Origin of the sequence: Microbacterium sp. LWH3-1.2 (assembly GCF_040675855.1) — a bacterium.
Lineage (GTDB): Bacteria > Actinomycetota > Actinomycetes > Actinomycetales > Microbacteriaceae > Microbacterium.
In genome coordinates, this window is record NZ_JBEGIK010000001.1 from 2,337,120 (window position 1) to 2,353,409 (window position 16,290).

Consider the following 16,290-nt stretch of genomic DNA (forward strand, 5'->3'; position numbering starts at 1 on the left):
GATGCCCAAGCACCTCGTGACCGCCATAGGTCTGATCGTCTCGCTGGGCGTCATCGCCCTGGGTGTGTTCCTCGTCGCCATGCCTCTCTATTTCCAGGCCGTCACGGTCGACGGACAGACTGCCACCGTCGCGAGCACGAACGCGCTCTACCAGGCTCAGGTCGACGAACTCACTGCTCAGCAGGAGAACCTCGACGAGATCACCGCGAACGTCGCCGGGCTCCGATCGCAGATCCCCGCCACGGGCCAGTACGACGACGTCTTCGAGGTCGTCGGCAACGCGGCCGAGGCATCCGGCGTCGCCATCACATCCGTCACGGCCGGGGAGCAGGTCGTGTACGCGACCCGCACCGGTGCGACGGACGGGGACCCGGCGGCTGCGGCAGCCGCTCCTGCACCGGCGGCGACGGATGCTGCGACCGACCCGAACGCGACCGCCGACCCGAACGCGACCGACCCGAACGCCACCGACCCGAACACGGCAGCGGCACCCGATGCCGCCGTCGCAGCCGGTCGCCAGCAGGTCGACTTCGTGATCAGCGCCACCGCGGCCGACATGGCGCAGGCGACCGCGTTCGTCGACGCGCTGCGCGCCGGGCCGCGCCTGCTCAACAGCATGGCGGTCACGATGACGCAGAGCGGCGAAGGCACCGTCGACATCCAGATCACTGCCCTGAGCTACATCGACGAGGAAGGGTGACGACGATGGACGACCTCGACTTCGAAACGCTTCTCGCGTACGGCGCTCGGCACCGCGCGTCCGACGTTCACATCACCGCGGACGCGCCGCCACTGCTGCGCGTCGACGGGGACCTCGTGCCCATCGAGGCGTACCCGACCCCGCTGCCGGTCGATTGGGTCGAGCGCACCGCGTTCGCCCTCATGACCGAAGGGCAGCGCGCCGAGTTCCTCGAGCACGGCGAGGTCGACCTCGCCCACGCGACGCCGGGCATCGGCCGGTTCCGCACGAACGTGTACCGGCAGCTCGGATCCATCGCGATCGCCCTGCGCTACATCCCCGACCGGGTGTACTCCCTCGAAGAGCTCGGTGCTCCGGCAATCGCCCGCGACCTGGCCCTCCGCCCTCGCGGTCTCGTGCTGCTCACCGGCCCGACAGGCTCGGGAAAGTCCACGACGCTCACGGCGATGGTCGACATCATCAACCAGCTCGTGCCGGCGCACATCGTCACGATCGAAGACCCGATCGAGTTCCATCACCAGTCCAAGCGCTCGCTGGTACATCAGCGCGAGGTCGGGCGAGACACGAACTCGTTCGCGGAAGCCCTCCGCCGCGTGCTGCGCCAGGACCCCGACGTGATCCTCATCGGCGAGCTGCGCGACCCCGAATCGATCTCGACCGCCCTCTCGGCGGCAGAGACCGGACACCTCGTGCTGTCGACGCTGCACACGCAGGGCGCCGCGAAGAGCATCAACCGCATCATCGACGTGTTCCCCGCCGACCAGCAGCACCAGATCCGCACGCAGCTGGGCGACACACTGCAGGGCATCATCAGCCAGACGCTGCTGCCGCTCGCGCAGGTCAACGGACGCACGATCGCGACCGAGGTCCTCATCAACACCCCGGCCGTCGCCAACATGATCCGTGAGGGTCAGGTCGCGCAGATCTACTCGGCCATGCAGGCGGGCTCCGAGATCGGCATGCACACGCTCGACCAGGACCTTCGGCGACTCGTCGCCGAAGGCACGATCGCGCGCAACGTCGCCGTGGACTTCGCGGTCGACCCGAAGAGCCTCGACGGTGTCTACATCAAGCCGAAGGATCTTGACGCGGAGGAGTGGGCGCACCACGCCGGCGAATGGCGGCAGGGTGAGCTCGCGGCTCCGGCAGCGAACGCGGCGCAAGGCACCGGTATCGGCATGGGATCGCGCTTCGGCACGCCCACCGTCGGAGGCCGCGTCGACCCCACGGCGCGCGACATCCAGTGGGGCGGCGTCGACGACCTCGAGGCGTGGTCCGCCGCGAACGGGGAGGGCTGACATGGCTGTCGTACAGGAGTTCGTCTACCGGGCGGTCGATCCGCGTGGCGGGTCGGTCGTCAAGGGCACGATCGAGGCGGCGAGCGAGTCCGCCGTCACCGGCAAGCTCAAGGCCCAGGGGCTCACGCCTCTCGAGGTGACGCTGAAGTCCAACACCGGGCTGAACAAGGACATCAAGCTGCCGGGCGCCACCAAGACGGTGTCAGCCCGCACGCTCGCAGTGTTCTCACGCCAGATGGCGGGGCTGATCAACGCCGGCCTGCCGCTCATGCGCACGCTCGCGATCCTCATCGAGCAGACCGACGACAAGAAGCTGCAGCCGGCGCTCGTGCAGGTGCAGGCCGATGTCGAGTCGGGGTCCTCGTTCTCGGCGGCGCTGGCGCGGCATCCGCAGACCTTCCCGCCGCTGATGCTGAGCATCATCAAGGTGGGTGAGGCGGGCGGCTTCCTCGGCAGCGCGCTGCAGTCGATCGCCGACAACTACCAGCGCGAAGCCGAGCTGCACAACAAGATCCGTGCCGCGGTGACCTACCCCGCGATCGTGCTGGTGATCGCGATCATCGGCGTGCTGGTCATGGTGACGTTCGTCGTGCCGATCTTCGAGGGCATGTTCAAGGGGCTCGGCAGTTCGCTGCCGCTCCCGACGCAGATCCTCGTGACGATCTCCAACAACATGTGGTGGATCATCCCGTCGATCATCCTCGCGGTGGTCGTCGGGCTCATCTGGTGGCGGGCGAACCGGCACACCGAGCAGTACCGCCGATTCGTCGACCCGATCAAGCTGAAGATGCCGGTGTTCGGCAAGCTGACGACGAAGATCGCGGTCGCCCGGTTCGCCCGCAACCTGTCGATGATGCTCAACGCCGGTGTGCCGATCATCCAGGCGCTGGCCATCGTCGGGCAGGCGTCGAACAACTGGAAGATCGAGCAGGCCGTGCGCGACGTGCAGGAATCGATCCGCCAGGGCCGCTCGTTCGCCGCGCCGCTGGCCAAGGCCGAGGTCTTCCCGGCGATGGTGCCGCAGATGGTGTCGGTGGGTGAGGAGTCGGGCACGCTCGTCGACATGCTCGCCTCGATCGCGGACTTCTACGAGGACGAGGTCGAGACGGCCACCGCGCAGCTGTCGTCGACGATCGAGCCCATCCTCATCGTGGGCCTCGGCATCGTGATCGGCGGCATGGTGATCTCGCTGTACCTGCCGATCTTCACCCTCTACGGAGAGCTCGCCAAGCAGGCGTAGGGTCCGGGACAGGTCGACGACCGGCGCACAGGGCGTCGGTCGTCGACGTCTGCCCAGCGTCACACCGTGACCCGCAGCACCTCTTCGATCGTCGTGAGTCCCTGCGCCACCTTCGACCACCCGTCCTCGCGGAGCGAGATCATCCCCTGCTCCAGCGCCACCTGACGGATCTCCGACCCCGTCGACCGTGTCACGACCAGCGACTCGAGCTCATCGCTCAGCGTCATCACCTCGTGCAGCGCGACCCGCCCGCGGTATCCGGTGCCGCTGCAGGCGGGGCATCCCACCGCTTTGAAGAGCTCGGGCACATCCGCAGGGTCATGCGGGAAGCCGAGTGAGGTCAACACCTCCGAGGTCTCCACCAAAGGCTCACGGCACCGCATGCACAGCCGCCGAGCCAACCGCTGCGCGATCACCGCCGACAACGCGGTCGCCACGAGGAACGGCTCGCAGCCGATCTCCGTCAATCGCGTCAACGCCGAAGGCGCGTCGTTCGTGTGCAGAGTCGACAGCACCAAGTGCCCCGTCAACGCCGCCTCGATCGAGATATTCGCCGTCTCGAAGTCGCGGATCTCACCGACGAGCACCACATCCGGGTCCGACCGCAGAATCGACCGCAGCGCCGTCGCGAACGTCAGTCCGGCACGGTTGTTCACCTGCACCTGATTGATGCCGGCGATGCGGTACTCGACCGGGTCCTCGACAGTGATGACGTTGATCTTCGGGTTCGCGATCGAGCGAAGCGCCGTGTAGAGGCTCGTCGATTTACCCGACCCCGTCGGCCCTGTAGCCAGGATCATCCCGTGCGGCTTCGTGATCGCCTCGCGGAACCGCTTCTCGTTGGTGCTCGAGAACAGCAGGTCGCGCATCGTCATCGTCTGACCGGTGTTGTCGAGGATGCGCATGACGATCTTCTCGCCCCACACCGTGGGCAGCGTCGCGACGCGGAGGTCGACGGTGCGGTTCTCATGCGTGACCGAGAGGCGGCCGTCCTGCGGTTTGCGCTTCTCGGCGATGTCGATCGACGACATGATCTTCAGGCGCGAGATGATGCCGTCCTGGATCGCCCTGTCGGCCTTCTGCATCTCGTGCAGCACGCCGTCGATGCGGAACCGCACGGTCAGCTGCTTCTCGCCCGGCTCGACGTGGATGTCGCTCGCACGGTCGTTGATGGCCTGCGCGATGAGCAGATTCACGAAGCGCACGATCGGCGCCGAGTCGTCCTGCTCTTCGAGGCTCTCGGTGAAGGCCGCCTCGGTGGCCTCGCTCGACTCCTCGATCGACATCGACAGTTCGCTGAGCTCTTCGTCCGAACGCAGGAACCGCTCGAACATGTTCGTCAGCGCGTCCTCCGCGACGACAACGGGCTCGACGAAGAGATCCGTGATCGAGGCGACGTCGTCGAGCGCGACGATGTCGGTCGGGTCGAGCACGCCCACAGTGAGGCGATCCCCCCGCCGGTCGACCGGGATGAGGCCGTACTTGCGGCACAGAGTGCCGGGAACCAGCGCCACCACGTTCGGGTCGAGCGGCATCTCGGCGAGGTCGACGTACCGGTGGCCGGTGTGCAGGGCGATCGCCTCGGCGACCTGCCCCTCCGTCACCAGCTTCGAGCTCACCAGCAATCGCTGCAGCTCCGGACCTTCGCCCACCTGAGCAAGGGCGGCCGACATGTCGGCAGCCCTCACGGCTCCTGTGAGCACCAGCGTCTGTGCAAGACCTCTCACACCACACCCCTATCCCCAAGGGACAGACTATCTGCCGCTCGTCAAGCCTGACCCTCAGGATTGACGCACTCGATAAGGTGGCGCCATGGCGGACCTGATCGCGAAGCTGACGGCCTGGGCACTCTCTCTCCGGCCGGTGCGCGTCTGGTTCCACTACCTCGAACGCCGCGGCCCCATGCTCTCCGACAGCATCACCTATCGGGCGCTGTTCTCGGTGTTCGCGGGAGTGCTGCTCGGCTTCTCGTTCGCCTCGATCTGGCTCGCCGACAACCCTGCTGCGTGGCAGTCGTTGGTCGATGCGGTGGATGCTGCGATCCCCGGCCTGCTCGGAACCGGAGACGACGGCCTCATCGACGTCTCGACGATCGAAGCTCCGGCCGGCCTCACGGTCGCCGGCATCATCGCCCTCGTCGCTCTCGTCGGCGCGGCGATCGGTGCCATCGGGTCGCTCCGGGTCGCGTTGCGCTCGCTCGCCGACAAGGTGCACGACGACGTGTTCTGGATCTGGGTGATCGTGCGCAACCTGGTCCTGGCCATCGCGATCGGCGGTGGATTCGTGCTGTCGGCCGGCGCCACCGTCGTCGGCACGTCCTTCGTCGGTGCGGCGCTGAACTGGGTCGGCATCAGCCACGGCCCCTTCGCCGACTTCGCCACCCGCTCCGTCTCCATCATCGTGGTGTTCCTGCTCGACGTGGCCATCGTGGCACTCGCGTTCGTCTCCCTCAGCGGCGTCAAAGCACACCCCGCCTCGCTCTGGTCGGGCGCCGTCATCGGCGCGATCGGCCTGACGGTGCTGCAGCAGCTCTCCTCCCTCTTCGTCGCCGGCGCCGGCTCGAATCCGCTCCTCGCCTCGTTCGCTTCGCTCATCGCCCTGCTGCTGTGGCTGAACCTCTCGGCGCAGGTCATCCTCCTCGCATCCACCTGGATCATCGTGAGCGAACGTCAGCGGGTCGACCGCGTCCGCGAGCGCTTCGGATCCCCGACGTTCGCGCTGAGGCGGGTGCGCCAGGCAGAGGATGCCGTGCGCGTGGCCACCGAAGAGCTCGAGCACGCACGCGCCGACGCCCAGCGCGAGAAGCTCGCCGCGCAGAAGCGCGAGGCGAAAGAGGCCACGGGCGACGACACCCCGGCCGACCAGGAGCGCGTCCCGGAGAGGGCCGACCGCCCATGACCCGGCGTGTTCCGACGTACACCGCCGAGCAGGTGCGTGCGGCGGAACGCCCCCTGCTCGCTGCCGGAGTCCCGCTCATGCGCCGCGCCGCCGCCGCCCTGGCCGACGTCGTGCGTGTGGAGCTCACCACGCCCGAGACCGTCGTCACGATGACCGGCGTCCTCGAACCCGTGATCCGCGAGACACCGGTCGCACTGCGGCCCCGCGTGCTCGTGCTCGTGGGCTCCGGCGACAACGGCGGCGACGCCCTCTACGCCGCCGCGCACCTCTCCCGCGTCGCCGACGTCGACGCGCTCCTCGTCTCCGAGCGCTTCCATGTCACCGCCCTCGCCACCGCGGTCGCCGCCGGCGTCCGCCGCATCGACCTCCCCGAAGCCGACGACGCTGTGCGCCACTACGCGATCGTGGTCGACGGGATCCTCGGCATCGGCGCCTCGAGCGATCCGTCCCTGCGCGGCACGGCGCGCGAGGCGGTCACGGCGATCCTCGACGACCTCCGCCGAGGGGGACGGATGCCGCGGGTCATCGCCGTCGACATCCCCAGCGGACTGCACCCCGACACCGGCGAGGCCGACGACGCCGTGCTCGCAGCATCCGTCACCGTCACGTTCGGAGCGGTGAAGGCCGGACTCGTCACCGGCCGCGGAGCGGAGCTCGCCGGCGACATCGTCCTCGTCGACATCGGTCTCGGTCCCGCACTGGATTCGGTCGAGCCCGCGGGCGAGGCGACCGTCTCCCGGATCGTGACGGCCCCGACCGACTGATCACCGCGAACCGTGCGCGCGGGGACTACTCGTCGTTCTGGTCGTCGCCGTTGTGCCCCGGGAAGTCGGGGGAGTCCTTATGGTGCCCCCAGGCCCTGCCATTCCCGTTGCCAGGAAAGCCGGGCGAGTCCTTGTGGTGTCCCCACGCGTTGCCGTTGTCTCCGGGGAATGCCGGGTCGTCCTTGCGGTGGCCCCACGCCTTCCCTTCGCCCTGGCCGCCCGGTGACTCATCCGGTGCGACGACGGCGGTCGCGGGAAGCACGCGAACCAACGGCACACCCGACGCGACGCTCGGCACGATGATCGCGGCCGCCGCGACGACGGCGATCGCGGCACCCGTGACGAGCAGCTTCTTCGAACCCATGACGCACCTCGATCTCCCCAGGCGGAGGCAGCCGGTGCGGGGAGCGTACCACCGCGCTCCGGCAGTGCGAAGCGGCTCAGCGCGCGTAGCGCTCGACGAAGGTGCGCAGCATGCGGCTCGGGTGCGAGACGGCGGCGCGGCGCACGGCGGCCAGCGTGAGCTCCAGATCGTGGGCCGCGAAGTAGCCGTAGCCGGCGTAGGCGTGGATGCGCGTCGTGATGCCCTCGAGGTCGAGCTCAGGATGGAACTGCGTCGCGTACACGTTCTCGCCCACACGGAACATCTGCACCGGGCACGTCGGAGACGAGGCGAGCAGCGTCGCCGAGGCGGGCAGCCGCGTGATGGCCTCCTTGTGTCCGACGAACGCGTCGAACGTCTGCGGCATCGCGGCGAGCAGGGGGTCGGATGCTCCGGCCTCGGTCATCGTCACGGGCACGACGCTGATCGACTCGGAGTAGGTGCGGTCGATGACCGCGCCCTGGTGGGCGCCGAGCGTGCCGACTCCGTAGCAGGCGCCGAGGAAAGGGAAGTCGCGCGCGACGACCTCGTCGAGGAGGATGCCGAACTCCTGCTCGACCCTGCGCTGCGTCGGCGACTTCTTGTCGAGCGGGTCCGACGCGTTGAACGGCCCGCCGCCCACGAAGATGCCCGACAGCGCGTCGAGGTCCAACCGCGGCATCGCCTCGGCCTCGAGTCGCACCCGGATGAGCTCCTCTGGGGAGAGGCCGGTGTACCGCAGGAAGAGCGCGTACTCCTCGTCGGCGGGCACGTCCTCCGCACGGGTCGCGAGGAGGACGAACGGCTTCACCGCACCAGCCTACGGGTCTCGACCTCCCGCAATTCCCGCTCGTTGAGCGAAGGGAGCTCCCGCGCCGAGTCGAAACGCCCTGTGTACTACTGGTGCGTTCTCGGCCTTCACGCCGTGTTCGAAGTCCTACGAGGCGTACGTGACGAGGCCGAGCTCCACCGGCGAGACGAGCTGCTCATGCGCGGGGCGGACGCGGACGGTGTAGCCGAAGGTACCGGTCACGCTGAGGGGGAGAGTGCCGCTGAACACCGTGGCGCCGTCCGCCGCGGACGCGCCGGGGGAGAGGCGGTACACCGAGTGGTCGCGGGCCAGGGCGTCGTCCTCGTTCGTCGTTCCGTAGAGCAGCTCCACAGCGACGTCGTCGGGCGAGAGGCCGTCGAGCCGTACGTCGGCGCGCACGTCGAGCCGATCGCCGGCCTGGGCCTGCGCTGGGATGCCCGAGCTGTCGACGCTCGCGATGGACACGCGGCTCCACGCCTCACGGACGCGGTCGACGAACGCGGCGACAGCCTTCGCCTCGAGGAAGCCGTTCGCGCGGAGCACCAGGTCGTGCGCCGCCGCCGGCACGTAGAGCCGCTCGACGTAGTCGCGCACCATGCGGTCGCTCGTCGCCTTCTTGCCGAGCTCGGTCATGGTGTGGCGCACCATGGCGAGCCAGCGGAGCGGAATCCCGCCCTCTCGCTCGTAGAAGCGCGGCACCAGCTGGTGCTCGATGAGATCGTAGAGGGCGGCCGCCTCGGCGTCGTCGCGCTCCTCGTCGTTCGACGCGGTGTCGGCCGTGGGGATCGCCCAGCCGTTCTCGCCGTCGTACCACTCGTCCCACCACCCGTCGAGGATCGACAGGTTCAGCGCGCCGTTGAGCGCGGCCTTCATGCCGCTCGTGCCGCAGGCCTCGAGCGGGCGCAGGGGGTTGTTCAGCCATACGTCGCAGCCCGGGTAGAGGTCCTTGGCGAGCGTGATGTCGTAGTCCGGCAGGAACACGATGCGCCCGCGCACCTTCGGGTCGCGGCTGAAGCGCACCAGCTGCTGGATGAGGATCTTGCCCGAGTCGTCGGCCGGGTGCGACTTGCCGCCGATCACGATCTGCACCGGGCGCTCGGGATCGGTCAGCAGCCGCGTCAGCCGCTCCGGGTCGCGCAGCATGAGCGTGAGCCGCTTGTAGGTCGGCACGCGCCGCGCGAAGCCGATCGTGAGCACCTCCGGGTCGAGCAGATCCTCCACCCACGACGGCGTGTGACCGTTGCCGGTGGACACGGATGCCGCCACCCGCCGCCGCGCCTCCGCCACGAGCTCGCCCTTCATCTGCTGACGCACGCCCCAGAGCTCAGCATCCGTCACGATTCCGCGATCGGTCCAGTCGTGCGTGTACGTGTGCGCGTCGCCCCACGCCCGCTCGCTGACGGCCTTGAGGGCAGGGTGCACCCACGTCGGAGCGTGCACGCCGTTCGTGATCGACGTGATCGGCACCTCGTCGGTGTCGACCCCCGGCCACAGCATGCCGAACATGCCGCGGCTGACCTCGCCGTGGAGCACCGAGACGCCGTTCGCGTGCTGGCCGAGGTGCAGGCCGAGCACGGCCATGTTGAAGACGCCCTGGTCGCCGCCCTCCCACGTCTCGAGGCCGAGCGAGATCGCGCGGCCGGCGTCGAGGCCCTGGAACAGGGCGCTCGAGAGGAAGTCGGCGATGAGGTCGCGAGGGAAGCGGTCGATGCCTGCGGGCACCGGCGTGTGAGTGGTGAAGACGGTGCCCGCGCGCACCTGCGCGAGTGCCTCGTCGAAGCCGAGGCCGTCGCCGGTGATCAGCTCCGACATCCGCTCGAGGCCCTGGAACCCGGCGTGACCCTCGTTCGTGTGGTAGACGTCGGGCGCAGGGCGGCCGGTGAGCTCCGACCATGCGCGCACCGCGCGCACGCCTCCGACGCCGAGCAGCAGTTCCTGCAGCAGGCGGTGCTCGCCGCCGCCACCGTACAGGCGGTCGGTGACGCGGCGCATCTCGTCGGTGTTCGAGGGCGTCTCGGAGTCGAGCAGCAGCAGTGGGATGCGGCCGATGTCGGCGACCCAGACGCGGGCGTGCAGGCGGCGGTCACCGGGCAGGTCGAGCGCGATCTCGATGGGGGCGCCCTCGCGGTCCCGGAGCAGCGTCAGGCCGAGACCGTACGGGTCGAGCAGCGGGTAGCTCTCGCGCTGCCACCCGTCGTCGCCGATCGACTGGCGGAAGTACCCGGCGCGGTAGAAGAGGCCGACGCCGGTGAGAGGCACGCCCAGATCGGACGCGCTCTTGAGGTGGTCGCCGGCGAGGATGCCGAGGCCGCCGCTGTACTGGGGGAGCGAGCCGTCGACGCCGAACTCGGGGGAGAAGTAGGCGATGTGCACCGGCTTGTCGCCCTCGAGCTGCTGGAACCAGCGGTCGCCCTCGAGGTAGGCGGTGAGGCGCTCGTCCTCCTCGCGCACGCGGGCGACGAACGGCTCATCCCGGGCGAGCTCGTCGAGGCGTTCTTGGCCCAATGCGCCGAGCATCCGTGCGGGGTTCGCGCCGGTCTCGTCCCACAGGACGGGATCCATCGAGGCGAACAGCGCGTGCGTCGCACGGCTCCACGACCAGCGCCAGTTCGAGGCGAGGCGGTCGAGCGGGGCGAGGGAGTCGGCGAGGACGGGACGGACGGTGAACGTGCGGATGGCCTTCACGCTCGCGATTCTAGGGGCAAAACCTGGAAGCGCTTGCACCAGTTCGGTGGACGAGAGTCTCGCGGGCGCGACACGTCGTGCGGCGGACCGCGAGGGAGCGGCTCGCGTCCGGCGCCGGGTCTACGCTGGCGCTATGGCAATCGCACGACTGCACGGCGGACCCCTCGACGGACAGATCATTCCGCTCGACCCGACCGTCTCCGATTCGTACATCGTCCCCTACGGCGAGGGGCAGCTCGTCTACCGCCGCGAGGGCGATGAGACCCACACGGGTGACCAGGACGGCCCGACCGAAACGCGCTTCGTCTACGTCGAAGCCACCGAAGACATCGACCCGAACCCGGACGGTCGTGACGACTGATCGCACTGCCCACGCGGCCGGCGGCGACGCCGCCGCGAACGGCGGCACGCACACCGTCGAGGTCGAGCTGAAGTTCGACGTCGACGAGTCGACGCCCCTGCCCGACTGGTCGGCGCTTCCCGGTGTGGCGCACGTCGGCGACCCTGAACCGCGCCGGCTCGACGCCACCTACCTCGACAGCGACGACCTCGCGCTCGCGCACGCGGGCTACGCGGTGCGCCACCGCACGGGTGGTCCCGACGAGGGCTGGCACATCAAGGGCCCGCGCGGCGCCGACGGCGGCCGGGTCGAGCTGCATTGGCCGATCGGATCGGTGGGCGAGATCCCGGATGCTGTCGCCGACGCGGTCTCGAAGATCGCGCGCGCATCGGCCTTGGCGCCGATCGCCCGGATCCTCAACAGCCGCACCGCGTACGCGCTGGAGGACGAGCACGGCGGTGTCGTCGCGGAGTTCGTGGACGACCACGTGACCGCGACGGACGAGCGCACCGGCGCGGAACGCTCCTGGCGCGAGTGGGAGTTCGAGCTCGGGCCTGCCGCCCCGGCCTCGGCCGACGAACGCGCTGCGCTGCTCACGGCCGCCGAAGCCGCGGTGCGCGCCGCCGGCGGCCGCGCCGCGGCATCCGATTCCAAGCTCGCCCGCACCCTCGGCGCGTGAGACGAAGAAACGCCCCGGACCTTCGAGGAGGTCCGGGGCGTTCCGCGTGTCAGCGGATCAGAGGTTGATCATGTGGCCGGCGAGGCCGTGGAAGGCCTCCTGCACGGCCTCCGACAGCGTCGGGTGCGTGTGGACGTTGCGGGCGGCCTCGAGGGCGGTGAGGTCCCACTTCTGCGCGAGGGTGAGCTCGGGAAGCAGCTCGGACACGTCGGGGCCGATCAGGTGGCCGCCGAGCAGCTCGAGGTGCTCGCCGTCGGCGATGAGCTTGACGAAGCCGATGGGCTCGCCCAGGCCGTTGGCCTTGCCGTTCGCCGAGAACGGGAACTTCGCGACCTTGACGTCGTAGCCGGCGTCGCGCGCCTGCTGCTCGGTGAGGCCGAACGAGGCGACCTGCGGCGAGCAGAACGTCGCGCGCGGCATCATGCGGTAATCGCCCAGGGTCATGGTCTCGGCCTTGCCGATCGTCTCGGCGGCGACGACGCCCTGCGCCTCGGCCACGTGCGCGAGCTGCAGCTTCGCCGTGACGTCGCCGATCGCGTAGATGTGCGGAACGTTCGTGCGCATGTGGTCGTCGATGTCGATGGCGCCGCGGTCGGTGAGCTTCACGCCGGTGTTCTCGAGACCGAAGCCCTCGACGTTGGCGGCGAAGCCGATCGACATCATGACCTTGTCGGCGTCGATCGAGCCGGTGGAGCCGTCCTTGGCGGTGTAGGTCACGGTGACCTTGTCACCGTGATCGGTGACCGTCTCCACCTTGGTCGAGGTGAGGATGTCGACGCCGTAACCCTTGTACTGACGCGCGATCTCCTTCGAGACGTCCGCGTCCTCGTTCGGCAGGGCACGGTCGAGGAACTCGATGATCGTGACCTTCACGCCGTAGTTCACCATCACGAACGCGAACTCCATGCCGATCGCGCCGGCGCCGACGATGACGATCGACTGCGGCAGGTCACGGGCGAGGATCTGCTCCTCGTACGTCACGACGTTGCCCCCGATCTGCACGCCCGGCAGCAGACGCACCTTCGAGCCGGTCGAGATGATCGCGTTGTCGAACGTGACCCGCTCGGTGGCGCCGTCGGACTTCGCGACATCGATCGTGTGCGCGTCGACGAACGAACCACGCCCCTCGTACTCGTCGACCTTGTTCTTCTTCATCAGGTAATGGATGCCCTTGACATGGGTGTCCGCCACCTTGCGGCTGCGGTCCCACGCCACACCGAAGTCGAAGCGCACATCACCCGAGATGCCGAACAGATCGGCCTTGTGGTGGAACTGGTGCGCGAGGTCCGCGTTCTTCAGCAGAGCCTTCGAGGGGATGCAACCCACATTCAGACAGACACCGCCCCAGTACTTCTCTTCGATGATGGCGACCTTCAGGCCGAGCTGCGAAGCACGGACGGCCGCGACGTAGCCGCCGGGCCCCGCGCCGAGGATGGCGACGTCGTAATGAGGCATGGTGTCAAGCCTATCGTTCGACGGGGGGCTCGGAGTCAGGCCCCGGGGCGCCGGCGGCGAGGTCGGGCGACCCGTTCGCGAGGGCCATCTCGCGGCGCGAGCGCGAGATGAGGAGGTACGCGATCGCGCCGATGACGGCGAGGGCGAGCACGCCGGCGATGATCCAGGGCCAGAGAATCGCTGAGCTGGAGTCGGCAGGCTGGGAGGGGAGGGGCTGCGTGGTCCCCGTGATCGTAGGGGTGGGCGCCGCCGTCGCGGTGGGTGTCGGGATCGTGGTCTCGGTCGGCGCCGGAGCCGGTGATCCCTCGATCGTGAACGTGAACTCACCCGAAATGGGGTGCCCGTCGCTCGAGACGACCTTCCACAAGACCTTCACGGCACCGGACGCGTCGCCCGCGAGCGGCTGGGTCAGCACATTGTCGCGCACGATCGGTGTGCCGCCCGCGAGCGACGTGCCCGCGGCATCCGTCACCTCCACGATCGAGGCGCCCTCGTCGTCGGCGATCTCGGCGCTGAAGGTCAGGGTGAGCTGCGCGGGGAGGGCCTCGAGAGTGCTGTCTGCGGTCGGATCGCTCCCGAGCAGCTCATCGTGCGCGCTGGCGGGGGAGGCCGCGGCGAGGACCATCCCGGAGGCGATCAGCAGCGCGGCGAAGAATGCCCAGACCCGGGCAGGAAGCGGCTTGTGAAGAGTTTGTGACATCACCCGATCGAGCCTATCCGGCTCTTTGCTGGCGGCCCTGCGAGGTCTAGCCTGGCGACAGGCGGGCCCGGAGCCCGCCGTTCCCCACGCGGAAGGATCCGGCGGATGGACCAGATGATGATGGGCGCCATGTCCAAGGACATGATGTCGATGCCCGGCATGGAGACCATGGACATGGCGGTCATGCAGGCCTGTATGGACGCCTGCTCGGCCTGCGAGCAGGCATGCACGGTGTGCTCCACGCAGATGATGTCGTGCGCTCCCGCGTGCATGAACTGCGCGGACATGTGCAACACGATGATGCGCGCCATGATGCGGATGCAGGGCATGAACCCCGCGACCATGATGTCGATGCTCGACGCCTGCATGGCGATGTGCCAGCTGACGATGGACGAGTGCATGGAGCACGCCGACCACAGCGAGGTCTGCAAGATGTGCGCTCAGGCCTGCAAGGCGTGCATGGACGCATGCATGGCCATGAAGGACATGATGATGGCGATGAGCTGAGGCTCGTCGCTTCTTCTCTGCGGCGGCTCGGCCCGCCCGGTCGCTGAGCCTGTCGAAGCGTCAGCCGCGGAGGACGTTGAATCGCGCGCCGCCGACGGCGAGCACGTGGTAGCGCTCGTGGATCGCGACCGGCGTGCCCGGCTTCGCGGCGGCGGCGGCGCCGGTGCCGTTCCAGAGCGCCACGGCGCTCCAGTCGGCGAGCGTGCGGAGGATCACGAAACCCGAGCGCTCGTCGGACGCCTCGACGATCGCGTCCGCCCACTCCGACGGCGTCGCTGAAGCGAGTCGTGCCTGGATCAGGTGCAGCGCGTGGCCTGGTGCGAACGAGGAGCAGTTGTCACCGTGATCGCACATGCACGCCGCAGCCTCACGCACCTCGAGGGGCGGGATGTGGCTGTGCGGGCTCGACACGGTGGTCTCCTTCTGGTTAACGGATCGTTGCCGGTGCTGCCAGGCTAGGGGGGTGTGCCGTTCGCGGCATCTCGGCCGACACGCGGCGAAACATTGCGGCAACCGGGAACGTCCTCTTCCGAGCGGAGGGCGATCGGATAGGCTGGCGAGACAGAGGAGGAAACCGTGGAGCACGACCGCCGACCCGATCAGGGCGACATCCGCCGGGCCGCAGGGTCCGACGCGCACGAGTCCGACCGCGCGTCTGACACGACGCAGACGTTCGGCCACGATTCCGACCTCTCTTTCGTGCCCTTCGGCAGCGAGCTCGGCGAGGCCGAGCTCGACGCGATCGACGCCCTCCCGTCCGGCGCAGCCCTGCTTCTGGTCCGTTCCGGACCCACCGCCGGCGCCCGCTACCTGCTCGATGCCGATGTCACCTCGGTGGGGCGGCACCCCGAGGCCGACATCTTCTTCGACGACGTCACCGTCTCTCGCCGCCACGCGGAGATCAATCGCACCGGCACCACGTTCGAGCTCGTCGATCAGCGCTCGCTGAACGGCACCTACGTCAACGGCGAGCGGGTCGACCGGGCCACGCTCACCAACGGCGCCGAGGTGCGCATCGGAAAGTTCCGACTCAACTTCTTCGTCTCACCGGCTGACCTCGCTAGGGCGACGGAGGCCTGATGCCCGCGGCTTCCGTCCGTGACAGGGCGTCGTCCGCGGGTCTTCTCAGCATCGGTCAGGTCCTCGCGCGTCTGTCGCCCGAGTTCCCCTCCCTGACCTCCAGCAAGCTGCGCTTCCTCGAGGTCCAGGGGATCGTGAGGCCGCTGCGCACCGAATCCGGGTACCGCAAGTTCTCGCAGGGCGACCTGGAGCGGCTGCGGCTCGCGCTCACCCTGCAGCGCGACCACTACCTGCCGCTGTCGGTGATCCGGGATTACCTCGAGGACGTCGACGCCGGCCGCGACCCGGCAACGCCGACGGCGGTGCCGCCGCCGTCGATCGTGCCGGCTCCGCGCCGCTATCGCCGCGATGAGCTGCTGTCGGCGGCGGGCGCCGCACCGCAGCTGCTCAACGATGCCATCAGCACCGGCATCCTCACCGGCGCTGAGTCGTACACAGAGCAGTCGGTGACGCTCCTGCGCGCCCTCGTCGCCCTCGACCGGCACGGCATCGAGCCGCGCCACGTGCGCGCGCTCCGGCAGAGCGCCGAACGCGACGTGGCACTTGTCGAGTCGGCTCTCGCGCCACTGCTGCGGCGGACGGATGCCGCGTCCCGCGGCCGCGCCGGAGAGCTGGCGCCGGAGCTCACCCGGCGTCTCGACGATGTGCGCGCGATCTTCGTGCGCGCGGCGCTCGACCGCATGCTGTCCTGAGACGCGGCGGAAGTCGCTCCTTCGCGACCGGTCGTCGCTCGAGCCTGCGAGTCGAGACGCGCCGAAGTGCGCGACACGCC

General features: G+C 69.1%; 17 protein-coding genes. 10 read left to right on the forward strand and 7 right to left on the reverse strand.

Going from position 1 to position 16,290, the window contains the following annotated elements:
- Position 1: 1 nt before the first annotated feature.
- From MRBLWH3_RS10795 to MRBLWH3_RS10805, 3 genes are read left to right on the forward strand one after another with little or no spacing between them, the layout of a single operon-like run.
- Positions 2 to 700 carry a hypothetical protein gene (locus MRBLWH3_RS10795; protein WP_363431598.1) on the forward strand — a complete coding sequence of 233 codons (699 nt, stop codon included), beginning with the start codon at positions 2 to 4 and terminating at the stop codon, positions 698 to 700.
- A gap of 5 nt (positions 701 to 705) precedes the next feature.
- The gene (locus tag MRBLWH3_RS10800) at positions 706 to 1,998 is read left to right on the forward strand and encodes a type IV pilus twitching motility protein PilT (RefSeq protein ID WP_363431601.1); all 1,293 of its coding nucleotides are present in this window, start codon (positions 706 to 708) and stop codon (positions 1,996 to 1,998) included.
- Between the two features lies 1 nt (position 1,999).
- Positions 2,000 to 3,238: a type II secretion system F family protein gene (locus MRBLWH3_RS10805; RefSeq protein WP_363431604.1), complete on the forward strand. Its 1,239-nt coding sequence runs from the start codon at positions 2,000 to 2,002 to the stop codon at positions 3,236 to 3,238.
- A gap of 59 nt (positions 3,239 to 3,297) precedes the next feature.
- On the opposite strand, the gene MRBLWH3_RS10810 is transcribed toward MRBLWH3_RS10805, so the two are convergent.
- Complete coding sequence (locus MRBLWH3_RS10810) at positions 3,298 to 4,965, reverse strand: GspE/PulE family protein (RefSeq protein WP_363431606.1); 1,668 nt, start codon at positions 4,963 to 4,965, stop codon at positions 3,298 to 3,300.
- 85 nt (positions 4,966 to 5,050) lie between these two features.
- Here MRBLWH3_RS10810 and MRBLWH3_RS10815 point away from each other — a divergent pair, with 85 nt between their 5' ends.
- Positions 5,051 to 6,136 (forward strand): YihY/virulence factor BrkB family protein, encoded by a 1,086-nt coding sequence (locus MRBLWH3_RS10815; RefSeq protein WP_363431609.1) that lies wholly within the window; start codon positions 5,051 to 5,053, stop codon positions 6,134 to 6,136.
- Entirely contained in the window at positions 6,133 to 6,900 is a 768-nt protein-coding gene (locus MRBLWH3_RS10820; RefSeq protein ID WP_363431611.1) for an NAD(P)H-hydrate epimerase, read from the forward strand. The genes MRBLWH3_RS10815 and MRBLWH3_RS10820 overlap by 4 nt, the downstream gene beginning before the upstream one ends.
- Positions 6,901 to 6,925: 25 nt before the next feature.
- On the opposite strand, the gene MRBLWH3_RS10825 is transcribed toward MRBLWH3_RS10820, so the two are convergent.
- The 3 genes from MRBLWH3_RS10825 to glgP all read right to left on the reverse strand — a co-directional run bounded on the left by MRBLWH3_RS10825 (position 6,926) and on the right by glgP (position 10,757).
- Positions 6,926 to 7,264 (reverse strand): hypothetical protein, encoded by a 339-nt coding sequence (locus MRBLWH3_RS10825; RefSeq protein WP_363431614.1) that lies wholly within the window; start codon positions 7,262 to 7,264, stop codon positions 6,926 to 6,928.
- A 76-nt stretch (positions 7,265 to 7,340) separates the two neighbouring features.
- Complete coding sequence (locus MRBLWH3_RS10830) at positions 7,341 to 8,072, reverse strand: glutamine amidotransferase (RefSeq protein ID WP_363431616.1); 732 nt, start codon at positions 8,070 to 8,072, stop codon at positions 7,341 to 7,343.
- Positions 8,073 to 8,198: 126 nt separating this feature from the next.
- Positions 8,199 to 10,757: an alpha-glucan family phosphorylase gene (glgP, locus tag MRBLWH3_RS10835; protein ID WP_363431617.1), complete on the reverse strand. Its 2,559-nt coding sequence runs from the start codon at positions 10,755 to 10,757 to the stop codon at positions 8,199 to 8,201.
- A 133-nt stretch (positions 10,758 to 10,890) separates the two neighbouring features.
- Here glgP and MRBLWH3_RS10840 point away from each other — a divergent pair, with 133 nt between their 5' ends.
- Positions 10,891 to 11,118: a hypothetical protein gene (locus MRBLWH3_RS10840; RefSeq protein WP_045299024.1), complete on the forward strand. Its 228-nt coding sequence runs from the start codon at positions 10,891 to 10,893 to the stop codon at positions 11,116 to 11,118.
- Positions 11,108 to 11,776 (forward strand): CYTH domain-containing protein, encoded by a 669-nt coding sequence (locus tag MRBLWH3_RS10845; protein ID WP_363431620.1) that lies wholly within the window; start codon positions 11,108 to 11,110, stop codon positions 11,774 to 11,776. Before MRBLWH3_RS10840 ends, MRBLWH3_RS10845 begins: the two co-directional genes overlap by 11 nt.
- A 57-nt stretch (positions 11,777 to 11,833) precedes the next feature.
- On the opposite strand, the gene lpdA is transcribed toward MRBLWH3_RS10845, so the two are convergent.
- Complete coding sequence (gene lpdA / locus MRBLWH3_RS10850; protein ID WP_363427964.1) at positions 11,834 to 13,231, reverse strand: dihydrolipoyl dehydrogenase; 1,398 nt, start codon at positions 13,229 to 13,231, stop codon at positions 11,834 to 11,836.
- Between the two features lie 10 nt (positions 13,232 to 13,241).
- Positions 13,242 to 13,931, reverse strand: coding sequence for a copper resistance CopC family protein (locus tag MRBLWH3_RS10855; protein ID WP_363431623.1), 690 nt, complete (start codon positions 13,929 to 13,931; stop codon positions 13,242 to 13,244).
- Positions 13,932 to 14,036: 105 nt separating this feature from the next.
- Here MRBLWH3_RS10855 and MRBLWH3_RS10860 point away from each other — a divergent pair, with 105 nt between their 5' ends.
- The gene (locus MRBLWH3_RS10860) at positions 14,037 to 14,438 is read left to right on the forward strand and encodes a hypothetical protein (RefSeq protein WP_363431626.1); all 402 of its coding nucleotides are present in this window, start codon (positions 14,037 to 14,039) and stop codon (positions 14,436 to 14,438) included.
- 60 nt (positions 14,439 to 14,498) lie between these two features.
- Here the strand turns inward: MRBLWH3_RS10860 and MRBLWH3_RS10865 are convergent, their stop codons facing one another.
- Complete coding sequence (locus MRBLWH3_RS10865; protein WP_342000005.1) at positions 14,499 to 14,849, reverse strand: hypothetical protein; 351 nt, start codon at positions 14,847 to 14,849, stop codon at positions 14,499 to 14,501.
- Between the two features lie 165 nt (positions 14,850 to 15,014).
- Here MRBLWH3_RS10865 and MRBLWH3_RS10870 point away from each other — a divergent pair, with 165 nt between their 5' ends.
- Together MRBLWH3_RS10870 and MRBLWH3_RS10875 are read left to right on the forward strand one after the other, a co-directional pair.
- Positions 15,015 to 15,518: an FHA domain-containing protein gene (locus MRBLWH3_RS10870; RefSeq protein ID WP_363431630.1), complete on the forward strand. Its 504-nt coding sequence runs from the start codon at positions 15,015 to 15,017 to the stop codon at positions 15,516 to 15,518.
- Positions 15,518 to 16,210 (forward strand): MerR family transcriptional regulator, encoded by a 693-nt coding sequence (locus MRBLWH3_RS10875; RefSeq protein WP_363431633.1) that lies wholly within the window; start codon positions 15,518 to 15,520, stop codon positions 16,208 to 16,210. The genes MRBLWH3_RS10870 and MRBLWH3_RS10875 overlap by 1 nt, the downstream gene beginning before the upstream one ends.
- Positions 16,211 to 16,290: the final 80 nt, after the last annotated feature.

What these genes read in the sequence shown, in the direction of transcription:
- MRBLWH3_RS10800 (WP_363431601.1), top strand. Translation starts at nt 706, where the DNA reads ATGGACGACCTCGACTTCGAAACGCTTCTCGCGTACGGCGCTCGGCAC.
- MRBLWH3_RS10805 (WP_363431604.1), top strand. Translation starts at nt 2,000, where the DNA reads ATGGCTGTCGTACAGGAGTTCGTCTACCGGGCGGTCGATCCGCGTGGC.
- MRBLWH3_RS10825 (WP_363431614.1), bottom strand. Translation starts at nt 7,264, where the DNA reads ATGGGTTCGAAGAAGCTGCTCGTCACGGGTGCCGCGATCGCCGTCGTC.
- MRBLWH3_RS10855 (WP_363431623.1), bottom strand. Translation starts at nt 13,931, where the DNA reads ATGTCACAAACTCTTCACAAGCCGCTTCCTGCCCGGGTCTGGGCATTC.
- MRBLWH3_RS10815 (WP_363431609.1), top strand. Translation starts at nt 5,051, where the DNA reads ATGGCGGACCTGATCGCGAAGCTGACGGCCTGGGCACTCTCTCTCCGG.
- MRBLWH3_RS10840 (WP_045299024.1), top strand. Translation starts at nt 10,891, where the DNA reads ATGGCAATCGCACGACTGCACGGCGGACCCCTCGACGGACAGATCATT.
- lpdA (WP_363427964.1), bottom strand. Translation starts at nt 13,231, where the DNA reads ATGCCTCATTACGACGTCGCCATCCTCGGCGCGGGGCCCGGCGGCTAC.
- MRBLWH3_RS10875 (WP_363431633.1), top strand. Translation starts at nt 15,518, where the DNA reads ATGCCCGCGGCTTCCGTCCGTGACAGGGCGTCGTCCGCGGGTCTTCTC.
- MRBLWH3_RS10795 (WP_363431598.1), top strand. Translation starts at nt 2, where the DNA reads ATGCCCAAGCACCTCGTGACCGCCATAGGTCTGATCGTCTCGCTGGGC.
- MRBLWH3_RS10820 (WP_363431611.1), top strand. Translation starts at nt 6,133, where the DNA reads ATGACCCGGCGTGTTCCGACGTACACCGCCGAGCAGGTGCGTGCGGCG.
- MRBLWH3_RS10860 (WP_363431626.1), top strand. Translation starts at nt 14,037, where the DNA reads ATGGACCAGATGATGATGGGCGCCATGTCCAAGGACATGATGTCGATG.